The 22,690-nt window shown below is 67.1% G+C and carries 22 protein-coding genes; 17 read left to right on the top strand and 5 right to left on the bottom strand.

Annotated elements, in window-relative coordinates:
- The first annotated feature begins 390 nt into the window (after positions 1–390).
- The 4 genes from PE061_RS16910 to PE061_RS16895 all read left to right on the top strand — a co-directional run bounded on the left by PE061_RS16910 (position 391) and on the right by PE061_RS16895 (position 3,882).
- Complete coding sequence (locus PE061_RS16910; protein WP_271256394.1) at positions 391–2,256, top strand: ribonucleoside-diphosphate reductase subunit alpha; 1,866 nt, start codon at positions 391–393, stop codon at positions 2,254–2,256.
- A gap of 93 nt (positions 2,257–2,349) precedes the next feature.
- Complete coding sequence (locus PE061_RS16905; RefSeq protein ID WP_271256393.1) at positions 2,350–3,390, top strand: ribonucleotide-diphosphate reductase subunit beta; 1,041 nt, start codon at positions 2,350–2,352, stop codon at positions 3,388–3,390.
- Between the two features lie 9 nt (positions 3,391–3,399).
- The gene (locus tag PE061_RS16900) at positions 3,400–3,579 is read left to right on the top strand and encodes a DUF4160 domain-containing protein (protein WP_271256392.1); all 180 of its coding nucleotides are present in this window, start codon (positions 3,400–3,402) and stop codon (positions 3,577–3,579) included.
- A 45-nt stretch (positions 3,580–3,624) separates the two neighbouring features.
- Positions 3,625–3,882 carry a DUF2442 domain-containing protein gene (locus PE061_RS16895; protein WP_271256391.1) on the top strand — a complete coding sequence of 86 codons (258 nt, stop codon included), beginning with the start codon at positions 3,625–3,627 and terminating at the stop codon, positions 3,880–3,882.
- Between the two features lie 89 nt (positions 3,883–3,971).
- Here PE061_RS16895 and PE061_RS16890 read toward each other — a convergent pair whose 3' ends face one another.
- The 4 genes from PE061_RS16890 to PE061_RS16875 form a co-directional block, all read right to left on the bottom strand.
- Entirely contained in the window at positions 3,972–4,334 is a 363-nt protein-coding gene (locus tag PE061_RS16890; protein WP_271256390.1) for a hypothetical protein, read from the bottom strand.
- Positions 4,335–4,715: 381 nt separating this feature from the next.
- A complete protein-coding gene (locus PE061_RS16885; RefSeq protein ID WP_271256389.1) occupies positions 4,716–5,210 on the bottom strand; it encodes an Hsp20/alpha crystallin family protein in 495 nt (164 codons plus the stop codon).
- A gap of 138 nt (positions 5,211–5,348) precedes the next feature.
- Complete coding sequence (locus PE061_RS16880; protein ID WP_271256388.1) at positions 5,349–5,618, bottom strand: DUF167 domain-containing protein; 270 nt, start codon at positions 5,616–5,618, stop codon at positions 5,349–5,351.
- 3 nt (positions 5,619–5,621) lie between these two features.
- Complete coding sequence (locus tag PE061_RS16875; RefSeq protein WP_271256387.1) at positions 5,622–5,963, bottom strand: DMT family protein; 342 nt, start codon at positions 5,961–5,963, stop codon at positions 5,622–5,624.
- Between the two features lie 167 nt (positions 5,964–6,130).
- Between PE061_RS16875 and PE061_RS16870 the strand changes: the two genes are divergently transcribed.
- The 5 genes from PE061_RS16870 to PE061_RS16850 all read left to right on the top strand — a co-directional run bounded on the left by PE061_RS16870 (position 6,131) and on the right by PE061_RS16850 (position 12,608).
- Positions 6,131–6,499: a glycine zipper 2TM domain-containing protein gene (locus PE061_RS16870; RefSeq protein ID WP_271256386.1), complete on the top strand. Its 369-nt coding sequence runs from the start codon at positions 6,131–6,133 to the stop codon at positions 6,497–6,499.
- 73 nt (positions 6,500–6,572) lie between these two features.
- Positions 6,573–7,112: a hypothetical protein gene (locus tag PE061_RS16865; protein WP_271256385.1), complete on the top strand. Its 540-nt coding sequence runs from the start codon at positions 6,573–6,575 to the stop codon at positions 7,110–7,112.
- Positions 7,113–7,267: 155 nt separating this feature from the next.
- Positions 7,268–7,513, top strand: a complete 246-nt coding sequence (locus PE061_RS16860; RefSeq protein WP_271256384.1) for a hypothetical protein — start codon at positions 7,268–7,270, stop codon at positions 7,511–7,513.
- Positions 7,514–7,674: 161 nt separating this feature from the next.
- The gene (locus PE061_RS16855) at positions 7,675–10,578 is read left to right on the top strand and encodes a TonB-dependent receptor domain-containing protein (RefSeq protein ID WP_271256383.1); all 2,904 of its coding nucleotides are present in this window, start codon (positions 7,675–7,677) and stop codon (positions 10,576–10,578) included.
- Positions 10,579–10,607: 29 nt separating this feature from the next.
- Positions 10,608–12,608, top strand: coding sequence for an alpha/beta hydrolase family protein (locus PE061_RS16850; RefSeq protein ID WP_271256382.1), 2,001 nt, complete (start codon positions 10,608–10,610; stop codon positions 12,606–12,608).
- A 1-nt stretch (position 12,609) separates the two neighbouring features.
- On the opposite strand, the gene PE061_RS16845 is transcribed toward PE061_RS16850, so the two are convergent.
- Entirely contained in the window at positions 12,610–13,434 is an 825-nt protein-coding gene (locus tag PE061_RS16845; RefSeq protein ID WP_271256381.1) for an alpha/beta hydrolase, read from the bottom strand.
- 125 nt (positions 13,435–13,559) lie between these two features.
- Between PE061_RS16845 and PE061_RS16840 the strand changes: the two genes are divergently transcribed.
- The 8 genes from PE061_RS16840 to kynA are packed head-to-tail and all read left to right on the top strand — an operon-like array spanning position 13,560 to position 22,684.
- On the top strand, positions 13,560–15,851 hold the full coding sequence (locus PE061_RS16840) for a bifunctional salicylyl-CoA 5-hydroxylase/oxidoreductase (protein WP_271256380.1): 2,292 nt from the start codon (positions 13,560–13,562) through the stop codon (positions 15,849–15,851).
- Entirely contained in the window at positions 15,848–16,594 is a 747-nt protein-coding gene (locus PE061_RS16835; protein WP_271256379.1) for an SDR family NAD(P)-dependent oxidoreductase, read from the top strand. Before PE061_RS16840 ends, PE061_RS16835 begins: the two co-directional genes overlap by 4 nt.
- On the top strand, positions 16,591–17,052 hold the full coding sequence (locus tag PE061_RS16830) for a MarR family winged helix-turn-helix transcriptional regulator (protein WP_271256378.1): 462 nt from the start codon (positions 16,591–16,593) through the stop codon (positions 17,050–17,052). Before PE061_RS16835 ends, PE061_RS16830 begins: the two co-directional genes overlap by 4 nt.
- Positions 17,053–17,057: 5 nt before the next feature.
- Positions 17,058–17,876, top strand: coding sequence for an enoyl-CoA hydratase family protein (locus PE061_RS16825; protein ID WP_271256377.1), 819 nt, complete (start codon positions 17,058–17,060; stop codon positions 17,874–17,876).
- The gene (locus PE061_RS16820; RefSeq protein WP_271256376.1) at positions 17,876–19,027 is read left to right on the top strand and encodes an acyl-CoA dehydrogenase family protein; all 1,152 of its coding nucleotides are present in this window, start codon (positions 17,876–17,878) and stop codon (positions 19,025–19,027) included. Before PE061_RS16825 ends, PE061_RS16820 begins: the two co-directional genes overlap by 1 nt.
- Positions 19,024–20,652: an AMP-binding protein gene (locus PE061_RS16815; RefSeq protein ID WP_271256375.1), complete on the top strand. Its 1,629-nt coding sequence runs from the start codon at positions 19,024–19,026 to the stop codon at positions 20,650–20,652. Before PE061_RS16820 ends, PE061_RS16815 begins: the two co-directional genes overlap by 4 nt.
- A complete protein-coding gene (gene kynU, locus PE061_RS16810; RefSeq protein WP_271256374.1) occupies positions 20,649–21,842 on the top strand; it encodes a kynureninase in 1,194 nt (397 codons plus the stop codon). The genes PE061_RS16815 and kynU overlap by 4 nt, the downstream gene beginning before the upstream one ends.
- Positions 21,839–22,684 (top strand): tryptophan 2,3-dioxygenase, encoded by an 846-nt coding sequence (kynA, locus tag PE061_RS16805; protein WP_336297003.1) that lies wholly within the window; start codon positions 21,839–21,841, stop codon positions 22,682–22,684. The genes kynU and kynA overlap by 4 nt, the downstream gene beginning before the upstream one ends.
- Positions 22,685–22,690 lie beyond the last annotated feature (6 nt).

The following is a 22,690-nucleotide window of genomic DNA, read 5'->3' as shown; positions in this document are numbered from 1 at the left end:
GGGGCGGTGATTAGCCAGCCCGGACGCCTTCGTCCACCAGTGTCTTGCACGGATTCTTCAAGCGATTCAGCTAAGTGCCTGATCTCGTCACAAAAACTTAAATAGTGTAAAAACCCCCTTGCGTTAGTCGCAGCTTCACCACAAAGTCTGGTTCTGGGACCGGGGGGTCACCACAACAGCTTGTGTCACACGGGAAACGATGGCTTCCCGGGGCAGGGTCGGTTTGTCCCCTCGGGTCCGGCGAGACATCGCCGGGGCCTGTGGATTGCGAGGATATCGGGGACGGCGCGACAACGCCCGTATCCGTTGCGGAAAACACCCGCTACCCCATATCTGCAGTACCCCTTGACGGATTTGGAACGAAGCAGGAACATAGGGGAGTCGGCTCAGATGGATTTCAGTGGCGTGGATACGGCGACCCTTGACGGCGACGACGTTGCAGCGGCGGTTCGCCCCCGCGGCGCGAAGGCGCACACCGTCGAGATCGACCACGGCCGCGACGCGCTCCTCACCGATTTCGGCCGGGAGACGCTCGAGGATCGCTATTTGCTGCCGGGCGAGAAGCCGCAGGACCTGTTCGCCCGCGTCGCGGCGGCCTATGCCGACGGCGACGCCCACGCGCAGCGCCTGTACGACTATATCTCGCGCCTGTGGTTCATGCCGGCGACGCCGGTGCTCTCGAACGGCGGCACCGGGCGCGGGCTTCCCATCTCCTGCTACCTCAACAGCGTGTCCGACAGCCTCGAGGGCATCGTCGGCACGTGGAACGAGAACGTCTGGCTCGCCTCCAAGGGCGGCGGCATCGGCACCTACTGGGGCCATGTGCGCGGCATCGGCGAGCCCGTGGGCCTCAACGGCAAGACGTCGGGCATCGTCCCGTTCGTGCGCGTCATGGATTCACTGACACTGGCGATAAGCCAGGGATCGCTGAGGCGGGGATCCGCAGCCTGCTACCTCGACATCTCGCACCCGGAAATCGAGGAATTCCTCGAAATCCGCAAGCCTTCCGGCGATTTCAACCGCAAGGCCTTGAACCTGCATCACGGCGTCCTCGTCACCGACGCCTTCATGGAGGCGGTGCGAGATGGCCTTCCCTTCGATCTCGTCAGCCCGAAGGACGGTTCCAGGCGGGGGCAGGTGGATGCGCGCGCGCTGTTCCAGAAGCTGGTCGAGACCCGGCTGGCGACGGGCGAGCCGTACATCATCTTCATCGATCACGTGAACAACGCGATGCCGAAGCACCAGCGCGACGTGGGCCTCAAGGTCACGACGTCGAACCTGTGCTCGGAGATCACGCTGCCGACCGGCGTCGACCAGCACGGCAACGACCGCACGGCCGTCTGCTGCCTCTCCAGCCTCAACCTCGAAACGTGGGACGAGTGGTCGAAGGACAAGGCGTTCATCGAGGACGTGATGCGCTTCCTCGACAACGTGCTCGGCGACTATATCGAGCGGGCGCCGGACGAGATGGCGCGCGCCAAGTATTCGGCGATGCGCGAGCGCTCGGTGGGCCTCGGCGTCATGGGCTTCCACAGCTTCCTGCAGGCGCGCTCGATCCCGTTCGAAAGCGCGATGGCGAAATCGTGGAACCTCAAGATCTTCCGCCACATCCGCGCGCAGGTGGACGAGGCCTCGATGCTGCTCGCCACCGAGCGCGGCGCCTGCCCGGACGCCGAGGACATGGGCGTGATGGAGCGCTTCTCCTGCAAGATGGCGATCGCGCCGACGGCCTCGATCAGCATCATCTGCGGCGGCACCTCCGCGTGCATCGAGCCGATCCCGGCGAACATCTACACGCACAAGACGCTGTCGGGCAGCTTCACCGTGAAGAACCCGCACCTTGAAAGGGTGCTCGACGAGAAGGCGAAGAACAGCGACAAGGTATGGAGCTCGATCCTCGAGCGCGGCGGCTCCGTGCAGCACCTCGATTTCCTCACGACGGACGAGAAAGCGACGTTCCGCACCGCGTTCGAGATCGACCAGCGCTGGCTGCTCGAGCTCGCCGGCGACCGCACGCCCTATATCGACCAGGCGCAGAGCCTGAACCTGTTCCTGCCGGCGGACATCGAGAAGTGGGACCTTCTGATGATGCACTACCGGGCGTGGGAGCTGGGCATCAAGTCGCTCTACTACTGCCGCTCGAAGTCCATCCAGCGCGCTGGCTTCGCGGGCGGCGTGGAGGCGGACAACACCATCGACCTCAAGCAGATCGAGGTCGAGGTGAAGGACTACGACGAGTGTCTGGCCTGCCAGTAATCGCTTCGATCAAAGCGGTACTTTGATCGCGGGAAATCATGTAGAATTCGAACCGGTTCCTCGTCGGTTCACACGAGCAAGAAAGTAACGGCGATGCCTCTTCTGCAAGCCTCCAAGCAGTACAAGCCCTTCGAGTATCCGTGGGCTTACGATTACTGGAAGCGCCAGCAGCAGCTGCACTGGCTGCCCGAGGAAGTGCCGCTCGGCGAGGACTGCCGCGACTGGGCGCAGAAGCTCTCCGACCACGAGCGCAACCTGCTCACGCAGATCTTCCGCTTCTTCACGCAGGCGGACGTGGAGGTGCAGGACTGCTACCACGAGAAATACGGCCGCGTCTTCAAGCCGACCGAGATCAAGATGATGCTGACCGCGTTCAGCAACATGGAGACGGTGCACATCGCGGCCTACAGTCACCTGCTCGACACCATCGGTATGCCCGAAAGCGAATATTCGGCCTTCCTCCAGTACAAGGAGATGAAGGACAAGCACGACTATCTCGCCACCTTCGGCGTCGATACCGACGAGGACATCGCCAAGACGCTCGCCATGTTCGGCGGCTTCACCGAGGGGCTTCAGCTCTTCGCCAGCTTCGCCATGCTGATGAACTTCCCGCGCTTCAACAAGATGAAGGGCATGGGCCAGATCGTCTCGTGGAGCGTGCGCGACGAGTCGCTGCACTGCGAGGGCATCATCAAGCTGTTCCACACCTTCGTGAAGGAACGCGACTGCCTCACCGCGTCCGTCAAGGACGACATCATGGACATGTGCCAGAAGACGGTGCGCATCGAGGACGCGTTCATCGACCTCGTGTTCGAGATGGGCCCGGTGGCGGGCATGACGCCCAAGGACATCAAGAAATACGTGCGCTACATCGCCGACTGGCGGCTCGGCCAGCTTGGCCTGAAGCCGATCTACATGATCGACGAGCACCCGCTGCCGTGGCTGACGCCGCTCCTCAACGGCGTCGAGCACGCCAACTTCTTCGAAACCCGCGCCACCGAATATTCGAAGGCCGCCACCAAGGGCTCATGGACCGACGTGTGGGACGCCTTCGACAAGCGCAAGTCGGCGAAGCTCGCCGCCGCCGCGAACGAGGCGGGCGACGAGCAGGGGCTGTTGGGGGTGGCGGAGTAGAGGGCATCCGTGCCCGTCGTCTTTCGGCATCAGGGTTATCGCTTTCATTTCTTCTCGAACGAAGGCAATCCGCGGGAACCTGTGCACATCCACGTGACGCGCGACGGTGCAGACGCCAGGTTCCGGCTTCATCCGATGTCAACGTGGCGTACAATGCGGGCTTCAACGCGCGCGCATTGGCCATGTTGAGCCTTGTCATCGCTGATCGGCGCGAAGAGATCGAAAGGGCGTGGCATGAGCATTTCGCCTAGGGCGACAGCGGTTCGTTTCGATGACGATCAGATGTGGGTCGAACTCGACGACGGGCGCACGCTGGGCATCCCGCTCGCTTGGTTCCCGCGCCTTTTCAGGGGGACGCCGGCCGAGCGCGCCCGCGTGACGATCAGCCCCAGCGGTCTTCACTGGGACGACCTCGACGAGGATATCTCGATCGCGGGCCTTCTGGCGGGCCGAGGAGACCGGAGTCTGACGCCGCGCACGCAAGCGGCCTGAAGCGGACCCGTTGTAACGCCACGTTGCTGCCGACCCGGTCGACGCTTCGCTTGAGAATCTGCTCAAAGATCATAGGCTACAGAACGACCTCAGCCCCTCCGCCGCATCAGCAGCCACAGGCAGGCGAGCACCACGACGATGTCGATCACGACGAACGCCGTGCCGATCGGCGTCCAGCCGCCTTTCGCGGGCGGATCTGCGGCGAAGGAGAGCGCGGCGCCGATGGCGGGGAGGATGAGGCCGGCCCAGAGGGCGGCCCGGCTTGCCGTGGGTGTGCCGCGCCACAGGAAGACGCCGATCAGGAAATAGGCGACTCCGAACGCGGCGGTGACGGCGAGTTCCAGGCTCATCGGACGCACGGCGAGCAATGCGGCGTGTCCGGCGCCCGTCAGCAGCATCAGCGCGGCCGCGGCCCTCCGAACGAAATCGGCGTGCACGAAATCAGCGGTCATGGTCGGTCCTCCCCGTTCGCATCCGTCCCGTTCGCCGCGGATCGTGGTGAGGCGCGGGCGGCGGCGCAAGGTCTTCAAAAGGATGGGGAAAGAAATTGGGGGACAGCAGGAGCGCGCTGTCCCCCGAGGAGGAGGTGTTTTACTGCGGGGAGGATCCGCCGGCCCCTTGCGGAGGGTGGTGGGACGATAGTCGCCGGCGGAACCTCCCTTCTGGTGGTAAGCCCTCGGCGCGTTCCCACTTTGATCTGAGTCAAACTCGCATCTCCCTGAGCCCTCCGCGCGAAAAAAAGAAGGGCGCCTCCGTGGGGAGGCGCCCTGCTGTGCGGGGCCGCACGCGCCGCGGGCCCGTGCAGCGGCCGATGCGGCAGCCTTTGCGGCGGGTCAGGCGGCCTTGCCGATGGCGATCTTGCGTGCCTTCGAATCCTCGGCGGCGGCGCGCGGCACGCTCACCTTCAGCACACCCTTGTCGAAGCTCGCGCTCACCTTCGCGGCGGCGGGCGTGAAGGGAATCTGGAAGCGGCGCAGGTAGGTGCCGTGCGAGCGCTCGACGAGGTGGTAGCGCTTCTTCTTGTCCTCCTCTTCCTTCTCCGCCTTGTGCTCGGCCTTCAGCGTCAGCACGTCGTCGTCGAGCGAGAGGTCGATGTCCTTCTCGTCGATGCCGGGGAGTTCCGCCGTCAGCTCGAGTCCCTGATCGGTCTCGGCGATGTCGACGCGCGGATTGAGCAGGCCATCGCCGCGGAAGGCGGCGGGAAGCTGCCAGCCGCGCGTCACGTCCTCGAACAGGCGCTCGATGTCGTGGCGCAGGTTGCCGAAGGGGTCGGCGCCCCGCGCGGGCGAACCGGAGGAGCCGAACGGTGCAAGCGATTTCAATGCCATGTCATGCTTCCTTTGTGAACAGATTCGGGCAGAAGGTCGGCGCCGGCGCACACGGAAGGGGCAGGGGCCTTGTGCCACGGATGCACTATGCACCAGTCCCGAGTCGGGTTGCCTTGCGATGCATCAAAACCGCACAGATCAGCGCACGACGCGCAGCAGCTTCTCGCGCGAGGTGTCGCCGCGCGACACGCTGACGGCGGATTTCGGCAGGCCGAGCGCCTTCGCGACGAGGCGGCAGACGGCGGCGTTCGCCTTGCCGTCCTCCGGCGGGGCGGAGACCCAGACGCGGGCGCGCGGACCCTCGGGCGTGTCCTCCACGAGGATGCGCTCGCCGCCGCGCGCCTTCGGCGTCACGCGCACGGCGAGCGTGCCTTCGGGCGAGACGAGCGCGGCGAGGGCGGTGTCCATATTTCAGCGCCCGACGAACAGGAAGCCGGTCGCGGCCATGATGCAGGCAAAGGCGGCGAGGTGCCGCCAGTGCAGCGGCTCGCCGAGGTACGTGACCATGAACACGCCGAACACGGTGAGCGCGATCGCCTCCTGCGCGATCTTGAGCTGCCCCGGCGTCCACCCGGCCGCGACGCCGATGCGGTTCGCGGGCACGGCAAGCGCGTATTCGAAGAAGGCGATGCCCCAGCTGATGAGGATGATCACGAACATCGGCTTCGCGGCGGCGACGCTGCCTTTCAGGTGCCAGTACCACGCGAAGGTCATCAGGATGTTCGAGAAGGTGAGAAGCACGATCGTCTGCATGGAAGCACGTCATAGCGCGCGGGCCGGTGCGTTGCCACGGGCCGTTCAGGAACGAGTCAGCGTCCCGCCGCGACCTTGGCGGGGAAGCGACGGCAGGGGAGCCGTTCCGGCGTTCCTGCGTTCGGCAGCCGAAGCCGTCGCTTCCGGTGAATCATGTGGAGAGTTTTATGAAAAAGGTCGTTCTTGCTGCTGTCGCGGCTTCGCTCATCCCGCTTGCCGCCGTGCCCTCGGCCCCGGCGCTCGCCGACCCGCCGCATCGCAAGCATGACCGGTGGTATCCGGACGATCACTACCGCAAGGGCAACTACCGCGAACGCCGCCTCGGCCGCGACGAGCAGATCTACCGCGGCCGCGACGGGCGCTACTACTGCAAGCGCAAGGACGGCACGACCGGCCTCATCGTCGGCGGCGTCGCGGGCGGCGTGCTCGGCCACGAGATCGCGCCGGGCGGCTCCAAGACCGTTGGCGCCGTGCTGGGCGCGGTCGCGGGCGGCCTTGTCGGCAAGAGCCTCGACGACGGCGTCAAGTGCCGCTGAGCTGACGGAATAACAAGGCTTCCTGTCCGGCATCCGCTTTTGTTAGGGTGGCGGCCGGACAGGAGGCATCATCATGATGAAACAGGGACTTGTGGCGGGCGCGGCTTTCCTCGCGCTCGCGGCGTGCGGCGGCAACGATGCCAGCGAGGCCTCGAAGGGCGAGGGCAGGGAAGTCGCCAGGGGCAGCGTCGAGACCGGGGACGGCGAGGCGCAGTACAGCGTCCGCGAGGACGGCGACACCACGACGTTCACCGTCACGGGCCCGGACGGCCAGACCGGCAAGTTCATGAGCGGCGAAGGCGCTGCGAACTTCCTCCCCGATTTCGCGCCGCTCTATCCGGGTGCCAAGGTCGTCGGCGGCGCGGGCGGCGATTCCGCCACGGGCAAGGGCGGCATGGTCAACTTCGAGACCGGCGACGCGCCCGAAAAGATCGTCGCGTGGTACAAGGCCGAAGCCCAGAAGGCCGGCCTCAAGGTGGCGGGCGAAATGACGACGCCCGACATGCGCATGGTCACTGCGCAGGACGAGGCGACCGGGCGCAGCCTGCAGGTCCACGCCTCCGCGAAGGAAGGCGGCGGCACGTCCGCAAGCCTGATCGCGGGCAGCAAATAGACCGGGATCAGGGTCTTCGGGGCGGAATTGATAACAGGGCCGTAAGGTTAACCATCAAAGTTTCGGCGTTAACCGCGTCCGGCAAGACCTCGTTAGCTATTCCGGCCGCTAATGGGCCTCGGGTCAAGAAAGTACAGCTCGGGAGTCTAGGGGCCATGGACAAGGTTGAACTCGCCGACGCGGTGTACGCCCGCGTCTTTCCCGCCATCATCATCATTTGCGCCGTCGTCGGCACCGCCAGCTTCGCGCTGCAGAACTACATGCAGGCGGTGTGGGCCTTCATTGCGATCGGCCTCGCGATGAAGCTGAACGGCATCATCGAGCGCCGCCGTTTCGAACGCTCGGAACGGCTCGCGGCGCTCGGCTGGAACCGCGCGCGCAATCCGCTCGGCTCCTGCTGAACACACGTTCGTCCGCCCGCGCCGCTCCCGTTCCCGCCGGGGGCGGCGCTCGTGCGTCTGCCGATTGGACAATTGACTAACTACTGAGGCTGCGACATCCTCCGTTCCGGGAAAGTTCGTAAAGAACGCCGGAAACCGGCAAAAGGGTGGGAGCAGCAGCAATGAGGACGATCACCGCATTCGCAGCGCTGATGGCGACGGCCGCATGGACCGCGCAGGCGCTGGCGCAGCAGGCAGGCGAACAGGCGGATGTCGCCGCGGAAGAGGTCGGCGAAACCATCGTCATCACCGGCACGCGCATCAGCCGCCCCGAACTCGATTTCGCCAACCCGGTGACGACGCTGTCGTCGGAGGCCATCGCGCAGTCCGGTAAGACCAACATCGCCGATTTCCTCGCACAAAGCCCGGCGCTGCTGGGCTCGCAGACGGGCAGCCTGACGGGCGGCTCCGAGACGGAATTCGGCGAGGCGGGACTCAATCTTCTCGATCTCAGGAACCTCGGTACCGACCGCACGCTGGTGTTGGTGGACGGGCGGCGCCATGTTTCCGCGCTCGCGGGCTCGGCGGCGGTGGACATCAATACCATTCCCACCGACCTCATCGAGGCCGTCGACGTGCTGACCGGCGGCGCCTCGGCGATCTACGGTGCGGACGGTGTCTCCGGCGTCGTCAATTTCCGCCTGAAGCGCGATTTCGAAGGCATCACGGCGCGCGGCCAGATCGGCATCTCGCAGCGCGGCGACGGCGGCAACCGCTACGGCGCGATCACGGCGGGCAAGAACTTCGCGGAAGGCCGCGGCAACATCGCCGCCGCCTATGAGTACAACAGGGACGACCGGCTGAACGAGTTGCAGCGGTCCCGGCTCACGAATCCGCGTGCGACATGGCTGTTCCGCAATCAGGATGACATTCCGGACGACCCCAACATCCCCGACTACGTGCCCTATAACGACGCGCGCTATGCCGACAGCGCGCGCATGGGCGCGGTGGATGTCGACTTCGACTTCGCGGCGGACTTCGAGGGCAACGGCCGCGTCTACGACCGGGGCTTCGTGCTGGAGGAATCGGGCGGCTACACGCAGGGCGGATCGAGCACGCCCATCGACGGCTATCAGGGCGACCTGTTCCCCGGCCTCGAACGGCACCTCGTCAACGTGCTCGGCCGCTACGAATTCAGCGAGGCGTTCACGCTGTTCGCGGAAGGCAAGTACGTCCGCACCAAGGCGTGGACGCAGCAGCAGCCCACCTTCGATTTCTACCTGTTCCAGACGGACGAGAACCCGTTCATGCCGCAGTCGATCCGCGACGCGATCATCCCCGGCGCGGCGGCGGAGGCCTATGAGGACTCCGAGATGCCGGACGGCGTGTGGGTAACGCGCGACAACTTCGACCTCGGCATCAATTTCGAGGAGAACCGGCGCGAGACGCTGCGCGGCGTGCTCGGCGCCAGCGGTAAGTTCAGCGAGCACCTGAAGTACGAGGTGTCCTACGTTTACGGCCAGACCAAGACCCGCACGTACAGCCAGGGCAACCGGCTGGAGGCGGAATGGCAGGCGGCCATCGACGTGGTGAGCGATCCGGAGACGGGCGCGCCGATCTGCCGGACGATGCTCGACCCCGAAAATCCGTTCCCGAACTGCGTGCCCTTCAACATCTTCGGCGAGTATCTGAGCGACCCGGCCGCGATCGGCTTCGTGACCGCGGACAGCCTCAGCCGCGCCACGGTGACGCAGCATGTCGTTTCCGGCTCGATCTCCGGCGACACGGGCACGTTCCTCGAACTGCCCGGCGGCCCGGTCGGCTTCGCGGTGGGCGCGGAATACCGCAAGGAAAAGAGCACGTTCGATCCCGATCCGATCATCAGGGACGGGCTCACGTGGTACGGCGCGATCCAGCCGTCGCGCGGCAGCTTCGACGTGAAGGAGGTGTTCGCCGAGATCAACGTGCCGCTGCTGAAGGACGTGCCGGGCGCCCACCTGCTGTCGTTCGGCGGTGCGATCCGGCTTTCCGACTACAGCACGGTCGGATCGACGACGACATGGAAGGTGGATGGCGTCTATGCGCCGGTCCGCGACGTCTCGTTCCGCGCGACCTATTCGCAGGCGGTGCGCGCGCCCAACATCGCCGAGCTGTTCGCGCCCGAAAGCTCGTCCTTCAACTTCATCGTCGATCCGTGCGACACGCAGGAACTCAACCGCGGCGCCTCGACGCGCGCGGCGAACTGCGCGGCGATCCTCGAGCCGCTCGGCGTGGACCCGGAAACCTTCAGCCCGTCGAGCGATCCCAGCTCATCGCTCTATACGGAAGGGCTGAGCGGCGGAAATCCCGACCTTCGGGAAGAAACCGCAAAAACCTGGACGGCGGGCGTCGTGCTGCGTCCCCGTTTCCTGCCCGGCTTCAGCCTCACGGCCGACTGGTACGACATCAAGATCAAGGACGCGATCAACACGCCGCAGGCCGAGGAACTCGCCGAGGTTTGCGTCGACCAGCCGACGATCGACAATCCCTACTGCCCCGCGATCACGCGCGACCCCGCCACCGGTTTCATCACCGGCTTCACGTCGCGGCCCGACAACGTGGCGCAGTTCCGCACCGCGGGCCTCGACGTGACGCTCGCCTACCGGATCCCGACCGATACGGCGGGGACGTTCAGCCTGTCGCTCTCCGGCAACTACCTCGACCGGCTGGAGTTTGTGGCGACTCCGGGCGCCGAGATCGACGTGGACCGCGACGAGGCCTATGCGCCGCGCTATTCGGCGACGCTCGATCTCGTGTGGGAAAAGGGACCGCTCACCATCGCCTACGGCATCAGCTGGTTCGACAAGACCCGGCGCTTCACGATCGAGGACGTGCGCGGCGACCCCGACATCGTCGATCCCAAATACCTGTGGATCAAGGAGAAATGGGAGCACGAGGTGCAGGTGAGCTACGATGTCGGCGAGCGCTTCCGCCTCTACGGCGGCGTCAATAACCTGTTCGATGAGAAGCCGGCGTTCAACTACACCTCCTATCCGGTCTCCGCGATGGGCCGCTATTTCTACATGGGCGCGACGGTTTCGTTCTGAGGGCAGGACAGCACAAGGGGGCAGGATTTATGTACCGGATTCTGGGCGGTTTCATGCTGCTGGCGTCGTCCGGCCTTGCCTCCGCGGCGCCCTCGGCGGTGGTGCCGGAGGACCACTATCGGCTCATCGACGTCAGCGAGCCGCGCTTCTCGCCGGACGGCGCTGCGATCGTCTACACCGTCACCGCGCCGGACCGGGAGCGCGATGAAAAGACCTCCGACCTCTGGACCGTGCCGTGGAAGGGCGGCGCGCCCGCGCCGCTCACGCGTACGCCGGAGGTGAGCGAATACAGCCCGCGCTATGCGCCGGACGGCAAGAGCATCGTGTACCTCAGCGATGCGGGCGAGAAGAAGGACGGCGAGGACGAGGAGGACGACAGCGCCCAGCTCTGGCGGATACCTGCGGCGGGTGGGGCGGGCACGCGCATCACTGCCATCCCCGGCGGGATCAGCGACTACGACCTGTCGCCGGACGGCAGGTCCGCCGTCGTCGTCGCGGAGGTCGGCAAGGCGGTCGGCAGCAAGGCGAAGACCCCGCCGCCGGTCGAGACCGAGCGCTTCTATTTCAAGCAGGACGGGCGCGGCTACCTCGACGACCGCACGCAGCAGCTGTTCATCGTCGACCTCGAGACGGGCGCGGCGCGGCAGCTGACGAGCGGCGCGCGCGACCACTGGAAGCCCGTGTGGTCGCCGGACGGCAAGCTCATCGCCTACACAGCGAAAGACCACGGCGAGACCGACAAGACGCTCAATACCGAAATCTACGTGCTGCCGCCCTCCGGCGGCGAGCCGCGCAAGATCAGCCCCACCGCGAACGCCGACAACGACCCGGACTGGGGCGCGGGCGTTTCATGGTCTCCGGATTCGAAGCGCATCGTCTGGCTCGAAGGCATGGAGGACAAGTGGCTCTACTACGGCACGCCGCACCTCGCCGTCGCGGACGTCGCGACGGGTGCGGTGACGCGGCCCGCCAAGCTCGACCTCTGGTTCTACTACCCGCGTTTCGCGCCGGACGGGTCGATCCTCGCGCAGATCGAGGGCGACCGCGACACGTGGCTGGCGCGCGTGGACGCGAAGAGCGGCAAGATCACCTATCTGACGAAGGGCGCCCGCTTCGCCTACGACTATGCCGTGGCGAAGGATGGGCGCATCGCCATCCTCGAAACCACGAACGAAAAGCCGTCAGAGCTTTTCGCGCTCGAAAAATCGGGCGTGCGGCAACTCACCGATCATAATCCGTGGCTGAACGACCGCACGCTCGGCGAAGTTCGTGACGTCAGCTTCAGGAGCGGCGACGCCGAAATCCACGGTTTCTACACGTTCCCGCCGGATTATGACCCGGCGAAGCGCTATCCGCTGGTCGCGGACATCCACGGCGGGCCGGTGTACCAGCACAGCCACGAGTTCGATCTCGACGCGCGCGCGCTCGCGGCGGCGGGCTACGTGGTGCTGAAGGTGAACCCGCGCGGCTCGTCGGGGCGCGGCTTCGATTTCTCGCGCGCGATCTATGCCGACTGGGGCAACCTCGACGCCGATGACATCAGCGCCGGGATCACCAACGCCATCGAGAACGGTATCGCCGATCCGGACCGCATCGGCGTCGGTGGGTGGAGCTACGGCGGCATCCTCACCGGCTACATGATCGCCCACGACAAGCGCATCAGGGCGGCGGTGGCGGGCGCGGGCGTCTCCAACATCCTCGCGACGTGGGGCGTCGACATGTACCAGCGCGAGTACATCCTCGAACTCGGCACGCCGTGGGAGAGCTTCGACACGTGGAAGAAGCTCGCCTATCCGTTCCTCGAGCCCGAGCGCATCACCGCGCCGACGCTGTTCCAGTGCGCGGACGCCGACGACAACGTGCCGTGCGTCGGCGCCGAGCAGATGTACCTGACGCTGAAGACGCGGGGCGTGCCGACGAAGCTGATCGTCTATCCCGGCGAGAACCACGGCCTCACCGTGCCGAGCTACCTCGCGCACCGCATCCGCGCCAACATCGACTGGTACGACCGCTGGCTGAAGGCCGACTGAGCTATTCGCCGAGGAGCGCGCGCGTCAGCGGGTGATCGGGGTCTTCGAGCCCGTCGATGACGTTGAAGTGATGGCGTCCCTGTTCTTCGACGATCGCCGTCGCGGCGCCGAGGCCGGTCCAGATGTTGGCGAGAAGCGCCGACTGGCGGCGGAACTCAGGGCGTTCGTCGGCACCGACCCAGCAGGTGACGCGCGTGCCGGGCAGCGGGGCGAGCAAAGCGGGGCTTTCGGCGGCGGCCTCGGCGTCGTCGATGCGGAGCGTGGCGTTCATTGCCGTGCGCATCAGCGGGCGCAGGTCGGCGAGTACCGAGATCGGTACGGTGTGCGCGACGCGGGCCGCGACCTCCGGCGGCAGCGGCGAGGGCGCGGCGACCATGCGTGCGGCGAGGTGCCCGCCCGCCGAGTGGCCGGTGATGAAGATGGGGCCGTCGATGCGCGCGGCGGCGGCAGCGATCGCGGCGCCGATTTCGCGCGCGATGCCGCCGATGCGGGTTTCCGGGCAGAGCGTGTAGGACGGCATCGCCACGGCGAACCCGCGGGCGAGCGGCCCGCGCGACAGGTGCGACCAGTAGCTCTTGTCGAGGGCGAGCCAGTAGCCGCCGTGGATGAAGACGACGAGACCGCGCGGGCTGCCTTCGGGCAGAAACAGGTCGTATCGGTTGCGCGGGGCGTCTCCGTAGGGAAGGTCGAGCATCGCGCGCGCGCCGCACGCCTCGCGCCAGCGCCGGGCGGGCGCCACCCATGCGTCCGGCCAGCGGTCGCCGCCCGCGATGTGCGCGGCGTTGGCGTAGGCGTCGTCCCAGTCCGTGATCGCGCGAAGGTCCATGTCCGCTCCCGTCCATTGTCCTTCAGCATGCGTCAATGCAGAAATATTTCAACCCTGAAACTTTAAGCTTGAAATAATAAGGCCGCCATGTCAGCCTCCGACTCATCGACAAGGGAGGTCATGCGATGGATGTGGCTGTACTCGGCGGCGGGCCTGCGGGCCTCTATTTCGCCATCTGCATGAAGCTGCGCGATCCGGGGCACTGCATCACCGTGATCGAGCGCAACCGCCCGGACGATACCTTCGGCTGGGGCGTGGTGCTTTCCGACGAGACCCTCGACAACCTTGCCGCCAACGATCCCGTCAGCGCCGCAGCGATCCGCGAGCACTTCGCCTATTGGGACGACATCGCCGTCGTCCACAACGGCGTGCGGACGGTCTCCACCGGGCACGGCTTCTGCGGCATCGGGCGCAAGCAACTGCTGCTGCTGCTTCAGGCGCGGGCGCTGGAGCTCGGCGTCGAGATCCGCTTCGAGACCGAGGCCGAGCCGACGCGCCACTACATGGACAAGTACGATCTCGTCGTTGCCGCGGACGGGCTCAATTCCCGCACGCGCACGGAGTTTGCAGACCATTTCCAGCCGAACATCGACGTGCGCAAGTGCAAGTTCGTCTGGCTCGGCACGCACCAGAAGTTCGACGACGCCTTCACCTTCATCTTCGAGAAGACCGAGCACGGCTGGGTGTGGGCGCACGCCTACCAGTTCGACGCCGACACCGCGACGTTCATCGTCGAATGCACGGAGGAGACGTGGGCCGCTTTCGGCTTCGGCGAGATGACCAAGGAAGAGTCGATCGCGACGTGCGAGCGCATCTTCGCCAAGCACCTCGGCGGGCACAGCCTGATGTCGAACGCCGCGCACATCCGCGGTTCGGCGTGGATCAACTTTCCGCGCGTGCTCTGCGAGCGCTGGTCCTACGAGAACGTCGCGCTGCTCGGCGACGCGGCGGCGACGGCGCATTTCTCGATCGGTTCGGGCAGCAAGCTCGCGATGGAAAGCGCCGTGGCGCTCGCCGACTACATCCACAGCGAGCCGACGCTGGCGGACGCGTTCCGGAAGTATGAGGACGCGCGCCGCGTGGAGGTGCTGCGCCTGCAATCGGCGGCGCGCAACTCGATGGAATGGTTCGAGGAGGTGGAGCGCTACCTCGATCTCGATCCCGTGCAGTTCAACTATGCCCTGCTCACGCGCTCGCAGCGCATCTCGCACGAGAATCTGCGCCTGCGCGACCGCGCGTGGCTGGACAGCGCCGAAATCTGGTTCCAGGAGCAGGCGGGCGCAGGCAAGGCCCGCCGCGCGCCGATGTTCGCGCCTTTGAGCCTGCGCGGCATGACGCTCCGGAACCGCATCGTCGTCTCGCCGATGGCGCAGTACAAGGCCGTCGACGGCTGCCCGACCGACTGGCACTTCGTGCACTATGCCGAGCGCGCCAAGGGCGGCGCCGGCCTCGTGTTCATCGAGATGACCTGCGTCAGCGCCGAAGGGCGCATCACGCCCGGCTGCCCCGGCCTCTATGCGCCGGAGCACGAGGCGGCATGGAAGCGGCTCGTCGATTTCGTCCACGCCGAAACGCCCGCGAAAATCTGCGCGCAGCTCGGCCATTCCGGCCCCAAGGGTTCGACGCAGATCGGCTGGGAGGAAATGGACGCGCCGCTGCCCGCCGGAAACTGGCCGCTGCTCGCCGCGTCGGCCGTGCCGTGGTCGGACCGGAACGCCGTGCCGAAGCCGATGGACCGCGCCGACATGGACCGGGTTCGCGACCAGTTCGTCGCGGCGGCCGAGATGGCGAACCGCGCGGGCTTCGACATGATCGAGATCCATGCCGCGCACGGCTACCTGCTCTCGTCCTTCATCAGCCCGCTCACCAACACCCGCGAGGACGAGTACGGCGGCAGCCTCGAAAACCGGATGCGCTATCCGCTGGAAGTGTTCCGGGCCGTTCGCGCCGCATGGCCCGATGAAAAGCCGATCTCGGTGCGCATCTCGGCGAACGACTGGGTCGGCGACGAGGGCGTGACCCCGGAAGAGGCCGTGCGCATCGCGGAAATCCTGAAGGACGCGGGCGTCGACATTTGCGACGTCTCCGCCGGGCAGACCTCGATCCGCGCGCGGCCCGTCTACGGCCGCATGTTCCAGACGCCGTTTTCCGACCGCATCCGCAACGAGACCGGCATGGCGACGATGACGGTGGGCAACATCTACGAGCCCGACCACGCCAACTCGATCCTGATGGCGGGCCGCGCCGATCTCGTCTGCCTTGCGCGTCCGCACCTCAGCGATCCCTACTGGACGCTGCACGCGGCGGCGGCGCTCGGCGACAAGGAGACGCCGTGGCCCGATCCCTACCTCGCCGGGCGCGATCAGGCGTTCCGCCTCGCCGAGCGGGGGCCCGAGCAGATGACGGGCAAGGTATGATCGCTGGGCGCACCGCGCTCGTCACGGGCGGCGGCACCGGCGCGGGCCGGGCCATTGCGCTTGCGCTTGCGGGGCAAGGCGTCGACGTCGTCATTTGCGGCCGTCGCCTCGCGCCGTTGGAAGCCGTGGCGGCGGAAAGCGACCGCATTTCCGCCGTGCAGGCGGACGTGACCGACGAGGCTGCGATGTGCGCGCTTTATGAGACGCACGGGTCGTTCGACATCGTCGTGGCGAATGCCGGCGCTGCCGAGAGCGCGCCCGCGCACAAGGTGACGCCGGCGGCCTGGCAGGCGGCGCTCGCCGTGAACCTCACCGGCGCCTTCCTCACCGTGCAGCCCGCGCTTGCAGCGATGGTGAAGCGCCGCGCCGGGCGGATCATCTTCATCGCCTCGACGGCGGGCCTCAAGGGCTATGCCTATGTTGCGCCCTACGTGGCGGCGAAGCACGGCGTCGTCGGACTGATGCGCGCGCTCGCCGCCGAGACGGCGAAGTCGGGCGTCACGGTCAACGCCGTGTGCCCCGGCTTCACGGAGACCGATCTCCTCGAAGAGTCGATCGCGCGCATCATGGCGACGACCGGGCGGACCCATGAAGAGGCGCGCGCCAGCCTCGCCGCGACGAACCCGCAGGGCCGCTTCATCACGCCGGACGAGATCGCCGCGACCGTGCTCTGGCTCGCGAGCGAGGGCGCGGCGTCGATCACCGGGCAGGCCATCTCGGTTTCGGGCGGCGAGACGTGGTGAGCGCGCCGATCACGTCCGCGGACGGCAAGGGGCGGCTGCGCCTGTGGCTGCGCCTGCTCCGCGCGACACGGCTCATCGAGGCGGAGCTGCGCGAGCGGCTGAAGGCCGAGTTCGACACGACGCTGCCGCGCTTTGACGTCATGGCGGCGCTGTACCGCGCGCCGGACGGCATGATGATGGGCGAGATTTCGCGCTTCCTGCTGGTTTCCAACGGCAACGTCACCGGCATCGTCGACCGGCTGGTGTCGGACGGCCTCGTCGCGCGCGCGGCGCGGGACGGCGACCGCCGCGCCTTCATCGTCAGGCTGACGGAGGCGGGCGCCGCGCAGTTCAAGGCGATGGCGGCGGCGCACGAGCGCTGGATCGACGCGCTGCTCGCCGATGTCGATCCGGACGAGGACGCGCATCTGGCGGGCACACTCAGGACATTCCAGAGCAAGTGGGAGGGCGGACATTGACGCAGATGGCCGGAAAAACAATGGCCGGATTGAAGCCGGCGCATTTCCTGTGGGAGGTCGAGGACCGCATCGCGCGCGTCCGGCTCGACCGGCCCGAGCGCAAGAACCCGCTGACGTTCGACTCCTATGCCGAACTGCGCGACACGTTCCGCGCGCTCGTCTACGCCGATGACGTCGACGCGGTGGCGTTCCTGCCGAACGGCGGCAATTTCTGCTCGGGCGGTGACGTGCACGACATCATCGGGCCGCTGGTCGCGATGGACATGAAGCAGCTTCTCGCCTTCACGCGCATGACCGGCGATCTCGTGAAGGCGATGATCCATTGCGGCAAGCCGATCATCGCGGCGGTGGACGGCGTCGCGGTGGGCGCGGGCGCGATCATCACGATGGCGTCGGACATCCGCATCGCGACGCCTGGGGCAAAGACGGCGTTCCTGTTCACTCGCGTCGGCCTTGCGGGCTGCGACATGGGCGCGTGCGCGGTGCTGCCGCGCATCATCGGGCAGGGCAGGGCGGCGGAGCTGCTTTACACCGGCCGCACGATGAGCGCCGAGGAAGGCGAGCGCTGGGGCTACTACAACCGGCTGGTCGCGGCCGACGCGCTGGAGGCGGATGCGCTGGAGATCGCGCGGCGCATCGTTTCCGGGCCGACCTTCGCGCACGGCATCACCAAGACGCAGCTCAACCAGGAATGGTCGATGAGCCTCGATCAGGCCATCGAGTCCGAGGCGCAGGCGCAGGCGATCTGTATGCAGACGCGCGACTTCGAGCGCGCCTACCGCGCGTTCGTGGCGAAGCAGACGCCGGTGTTCGAGGGCGACTGATGGCGGACCGCAGCTTTTTGGATTGGCCGTTCTTCGAAGACCGCCACCGCGGCCATGCCGAGCGGCTGGAGGCGTGGTGCCGCGCGCACCTGCCCGTCGATCACGGCGACGTCGACGCCGCCTGCCGCCGCCTCGTCGTCATGCTCGGCGAGGGCGGCTGGCTGCTGCCGACGACGGTCGATCCCGACACGCCCGCGCCGCTCGACGTGCGCACGCTCTGCATCACGCGCGAGACGCTGGCGCGGCATGACGGCCTCGCCGATTTCGCCTTCGCCATGCAGGGCCTCGGCACAGGCACGATCAGCCTGTTCGGCGACGAGGGCCACCGCGAATGGCTGCGGAAGACGCGCACCGGAAAGGCGCTCTCCGCCTTCGCGCTCTCCGAGCCGCGCTCGGGGTCGGACGTCGCCAACATGGACATGAGCGCGCGCCGCGACGGCGGCGACTACGTGCTCTCCGGCGAGAAGACGTGGATTTCGAACGGCGGTATCGCGGACGTCTACACGGTGTTCGCGCGCACCGGCGAGGCGCCGGGCGCGAAGGGCATCTCCGCGTTCGTCGTTCCCGCCGACGTGCTGGGGCTGGAGATCGCCGAGCGGATCGACGTGATCGCGCCGCACCCGCTCGCGCGGCTGCGCTTCGACGACGTGCGCGTGCCCGCCTCGGCGATGGTCGGGAAACCGGGCGAGGGCTTCCGCATCGCCATGTCGGTGCTCGACGTGTTCCGTTCGACCGTGGGCGCGGCCGCGCTCGGCTTCGCGCGGCGCGCGCTCGAAGAGAGCATCCGCCGCACGGGCGAGCGCACGTTGTTCGGTGCGCCGCTGTTCGATCTCCAGATGGTGCAGGGCCACATCGCGGACATGGCGCTCGACGTCGATGCCGCCGCGCTGCTCGTCTACCGCGCCGCGTGGACCAAGGACATGGGCGCGCCGCGCGTGACGCGCGAGGCGGCGATGGCGAAGCTCTACGCCACCGACCGCGCGCAAGCGGTGATCGACAAGGCGGTGCAGCTTCATGGCGGGGACGGGGTGCGCCACGGCCACATCGTCGAAAGCCTGTACCGGGAAATCCGCGCGCTCCGCATCTACGAAGGGGCGTCGGACGTGCAGAAGGTGGTGATCGCGCGTCAGGTGATGGGAGGTGGGGCATGATTTTGGGGCCGTCGGCACACGTCGATACGTTCACGCGGGACAATCTGCCGCCGTTCGAGGAATGGCCGGACCTGCTGCTGGGTGGCTTCCAATATCCCGACTATCTGAACGCTGGCGTCGAACTCACCGACGCGATGGTCGCCAGGGGCTTCGGCGACCACACCGCGCTCATCGGCAACGGGCGGCGGCGCACCTACAAGGAACTCGCCGACTGGTCGAACCGTATCGCGCACGCGCTCGTCGAGGACTACGGCGTGAAGCCCGGCAACCGCGTGCTGATCCGCTCCGCGAACAACCCCGCGATGGTCGCGTGCTGGCTCGCCGCGACGAAGGCGGGCGCGGTCGTCGTCAACACCATGCCGATGCTGCGCGCGGGCGAGCTTTCGAAGATCGTCGACAAGGCGGAGATCGGCCTCGCGCTCTGCGACATGCGGCTGATGGACGAGATGGCGCTGTGCGCGAGGGACAGCCGCTTCCTGAAGGCTGTCGTCGGCTTCGACGGCACCGCCAACCACGATGCCGAGCTCGACCGCGCCGCGCTCGACAAGCCGGTGACGTTCGAGGCGGTGAAGACGGGCCGCGACGACGTGGCGCTGCTCGGCTTCACCTCGGGCACCACGGGCGAGCCCAAGGCGACGATGCACTTCCACCGCGACCTGCTCATCATCGCGGACGCCTATGCGAAGGAAGTGCTGGGCGTGCGCCCCGACGACATTTTCGTCGGCTCGCCGCCGCTCGCCTTCACCTTCGGCCTCGGCGGTCTCGCGATCTTCCCGCTGCGCTTCGGCGCGGCGGCGACGCTGCTGGAGCACGCCTCGCCGCAGAGCATGATCGAGATCATCGAGACCTACAGGGCGACGATCAGCTTCACCGCGCCGACCGCCTACCGCATGATGCTGGCGGCGTTCGACGAGGGCGCGGACCTCTCCTCGCTCCGCATCGCCGTGTCGGCGGGCGAGACGCTGCCCGCGCCGGTGTTCGAGGACTGGGTGAGGAAGACCGGCAAGCCGATCCTCGACGGCATCGGCGCGACCGAACTGCTGCACATCTTCATCTCGAACCGCCTCGACGACATGCACCCGGCCTGCACCGGGCGGCCGCTCACCGGCTACGAGGCGAAGATCGTCGACGAGAACATGAACGAGCTGCCGCGCGGCGAGGTCGGGCGGCTCGCCGTGCGCGGCCCCGTGGGTTGCCGCTACCTCGCCGACAAGCGCCAGACGAACTACGTGAAGGGCGGCTGGAACCTCACCGGCGATTCCTTCACGCAGGATGCCGAGGGCCGCTTCCACTTCGCCGCGCGTTCCGACGACATGATCATCTCGGCGGGCTACAACATCGCCGGGCCGGAGGTGGAGGCGGCGCTGCTGAAGCACCCGCACGTGCTCGAATGCGCCGTGATCGGCATCGCCGACGAGGCGCGCGGCCAGATCGTCGAGGCGCATGTCGTGCTCGTCGAGGGCGTCGCGGCGGACGACGGCGTCGTCAAAGTGTTGCAGGACCACGTGAAGGCGACCATTGCGCCCTACAAATACCCCCGCTCCGTGCGGTTCACGGCGGCGCTTCCGAAGACCGAGAGCGGCAAGATCCAGCGGTTCCGATTGAAGGCGGAAAGACAGGCATGACCGATTTCAGCGCGACGCGCGCGAAGTTCCATATTCCCGAAGGCGTCATCTACCTCGACGGCAACTCGCTCGGGCCGCTGCCGCTCGCCGCGAAGGCGCGCGCGGCGAAGGTGATCGGGGAGGAATGGGGCGGCGAGCTCATCAGGGGCTGGAACACTGCCGGCTGGATGGTGCAGCCCCGCAAGATCGGCGACCGCGTCGCCCGGCTCATCGGCGCGCCCGAGGGCAGCGTCGTGATGGGCGACACGCTGTCGATCAAGGTCTACCAGGCGCTCGCCTCGGCGCTGGAAATGCGCCCCGACCGGCGCGTCATCGTGTCGGACAGCGGCAATTTCCCCACCGACCTCTACATGGCGCAGGGCCTGATCCGCTCGCTGGGGCAGGGGCATGAGCTGAAGGTCGTCGAGCCCGAAGCCGTGGAAGACGCGATCGACGAGAGCGTCGCCGTGCTGATGATCACCGAGGTCGACTACCGCACCGGCCGCCTGCACGACATGGCGAAGCTGACGGCGAAGGCGCACGCGGCGCGCGCGCTGACGATCTGGGACCTCGCGCACTCGGCGGGCGCGATTCCCGTCGACGTGAAGGGCGCGGGCGCCGACTTCGCGGTCGGCTGCACCTACAAGTACCTGAACGGCGGCCCCGGTGCGCCCGCGTTCATCTATGTCGCGGCCGAGCACGCCGATGTCGCTCGCCCGGCGCTCTCCGGCTGGATGGGGCATGAAGCGCCCTTCGCCTTCGATCAGGACTATCGCCCCGGTTCCGGCATCGAGCGGATGCGCGTCGGCACGCCGCCGATCATCGCGCTCGCCGTGCTCGACGCGGCGCTCGATGCGTGGGAGGCCGTCGACATGGCCGACGTGCGCCGAAAGTCGGTCGAACTGTCGGAACTCTTCATCCGCGAGGTCGAGGCGCGCTGCCCCGGCCTCGTGCTCGCCTCACCGCGCGACAGCGCCGCGCGCGGCAGTCAGGTGTCGTTCCGCCACCCGCAGGGCTACGCGGTCATGCAGGCGCTGATCGCGCGCGGCGTGATCGGCGATTTCCGCGCGCCCGACGCGCTCAGGTTCGGTTTCACGCCGCTCTATATCGGCGAGGAGGAGGTACTCGGCGCGGTCTCCATCATGGAAGACGTGCTGAGGACAAGGAGCTGGGACAAACCCGAATATCACAGAAGAGGACTTGTCACGTGACCAGCCAGCAGCCCTATGACCCGGCCAAAGACGGCGCGCAGATGTCGTTCCGGGAACGCATGTCCTACAGCGACTACCTGTCGCTCGATCCCATTCTGAGCGCGCAGAATCCGCTCTCGGCCGCGCACGACGAGATGCTGTTCATCATCCAGCACCAGACCTCGGAGCTGTGGATGAAGCTCGCCATTCACGAGGTGCGGGCCGCGATGAACGCGGTGCGCGAGGACCGCGTGGAAAACGCCTTCAAGATGCTGACCCGCGTCGCGCGCATCTTCGAGCAGCTCAACAGCGCGTGGGACGTGCTGAGGACGATGACGCCGAGCGAATACACCGAGTTCCGCGACGCGCTCGGCCAGTCCTCGGGCTTCCAGTCCTACCAGTACCGCGCCATCGAGTTCCTTGCCGGGAACCGCAACGAGGCCATGCTGCGTCCGCACGCGCACCGGCCCGAGATCGTGGCGAAGCTCGAGGACATTCTCGCAAAGCCGAGCCTTTACGACGAGGCGCTGCTGCTGCTCCAGCGCAGCGGCATCCCGATCGGGGCGGCCGATGCGGAGCGCACCGACTGGCGCAAGCCGCGCGCGGAAAGCCAGGACGTCGTCGAGGCGTGGAAGACCGTCTACCGCGCGCCCGAGAAGCACTGGGCACTTTACGAGCTTGCCGAGAAGCTCGTCGATTTCGAGGATTATTTCCGGCGCTGGCGCTTCAACCACGTGACGACGGTGGAACGCATCATCGGCCTCAAGCGCGGCACCGGCGGCACCTCCGGGGTCGCCTACCTCCGCAAGATGCTGGAGGTGGAATTGTTCCCCGAACTCTGGAAAGTACGCACCGAACTCTAGTTCTTC

The organism is Sphingosinicella microcystinivorans (assembly GCF_027941835.1).
Classification (GTDB): domain Bacteria; phylum Pseudomonadota; class Alphaproteobacteria; order Sphingomonadales; family Sphingomonadaceae; genus Sphingosinicella.
The sequence above is the reverse complement of the archived record's forward strand: the minus strand, read 5'-3'. Positions and strand labels throughout refer to the sequence as shown.

Excerpts from the sequence above, each read along its gene's own strand:
- PE061_RS16875 (WP_271256387.1), bottom strand. The coding sequence starts at position 5,963 with ATGCAGACGATCGTGCTTCTCACCTTCTCGAACATCCTGATGACCTTC.
- PE061_RS16905 (WP_271256393.1), top strand. The coding sequence starts at position 2,350 with ATGCCTCTTCTGCAAGCCTCCAAGCAGTACAAGCCCTTCGAGTATCCG.
- PE061_RS16815 (WP_271256375.1), top strand. The coding sequence starts at position 19,024 with ATGATTTTGGGGCCGTCGGCACACGTCGATACGTTCACGCGGGACAAT.
- PE061_RS16870 (WP_271256386.1), top strand. The coding sequence starts at position 6,131 with ATGAAAAAGGTCGTTCTTGCTGCTGTCGCGGCTTCGCTCATCCCGCTT.
- PE061_RS16880 (WP_271256388.1), bottom strand. The coding sequence starts at position 5,618 with ATGGACACCGCCCTCGCCGCGCTCGTCTCGCCCGAAGGCACGCTCGCC.
- PE061_RS16835 (WP_271256379.1), top strand. The coding sequence starts at position 15,848 with ATGATCGCTGGGCGCACCGCGCTCGTCACGGGCGGCGGCACCGGCGCG.
- PE061_RS16865 (WP_271256385.1), top strand. The coding sequence starts at position 6,573 with ATGATGAAACAGGGACTTGTGGCGGGCGCGGCTTTCCTCGCGCTCGCG.
- PE061_RS16860 (WP_271256384.1), top strand. The coding sequence starts at position 7,268 with ATGGACAAGGTTGAACTCGCCGACGCGGTGTACGCCCGCGTCTTTCCC.
- PE061_RS16820 (WP_271256376.1), top strand. The coding sequence starts at position 17,876 with ATGGCGGACCGCAGCTTTTTGGATTGGCCGTTCTTCGAAGACCGCCAC.
- PE061_RS16855 (WP_271256383.1), top strand. The coding sequence starts at position 7,675 with ATGAGGACGATCACCGCATTCGCAGCGCTGATGGCGACGGCCGCATGG.
- PE061_RS16845 (WP_271256381.1), bottom strand. The coding sequence starts at position 13,434 with ATGGACCTTCGCGCGATCACGGACTGGGACGACGCCTACGCCAACGCC.
- PE061_RS16885 (WP_271256389.1), bottom strand. The coding sequence starts at position 5,210 with ATGGCATTGAAATCGCTTGCACCGTTCGGCTCCTCCGGTTCGCCCGCG.
- PE061_RS16895 (WP_271256391.1), top strand. The coding sequence starts at position 3,625 with ATGAGCATTTCGCCTAGGGCGACAGCGGTTCGTTTCGATGACGATCAG.
- kynU (WP_271256374.1), top strand. The coding sequence starts at position 20,649 with ATGACCGATTTCAGCGCGACGCGCGCGAAGTTCCATATTCCCGAAGGC.
- PE061_RS16910 (WP_271256394.1), top strand. The coding sequence starts at position 391 with ATGGATTTCAGTGGCGTGGATACGGCGACCCTTGACGGCGACGACGTT.
- PE061_RS16890 (WP_271256390.1), bottom strand. The coding sequence starts at position 4,334 with ATGACCGCTGATTTCGTGCACGCCGATTTCGTTCGGAGGGCCGCGGCC.
- PE061_RS16840 (WP_271256380.1), top strand. The coding sequence starts at position 13,560 with ATGGATGTGGCTGTACTCGGCGGCGGGCCTGCGGGCCTCTATTTCGCC.
- PE061_RS16825 (WP_271256377.1), top strand. The coding sequence starts at position 17,058 with ATGGCCGGAAAAACAATGGCCGGATTGAAGCCGGCGCATTTCCTGTGG.
- PE061_RS16850 (WP_271256382.1), top strand. The coding sequence starts at position 10,608 with ATGTACCGGATTCTGGGCGGTTTCATGCTGCTGGCGTCGTCCGGCCTT.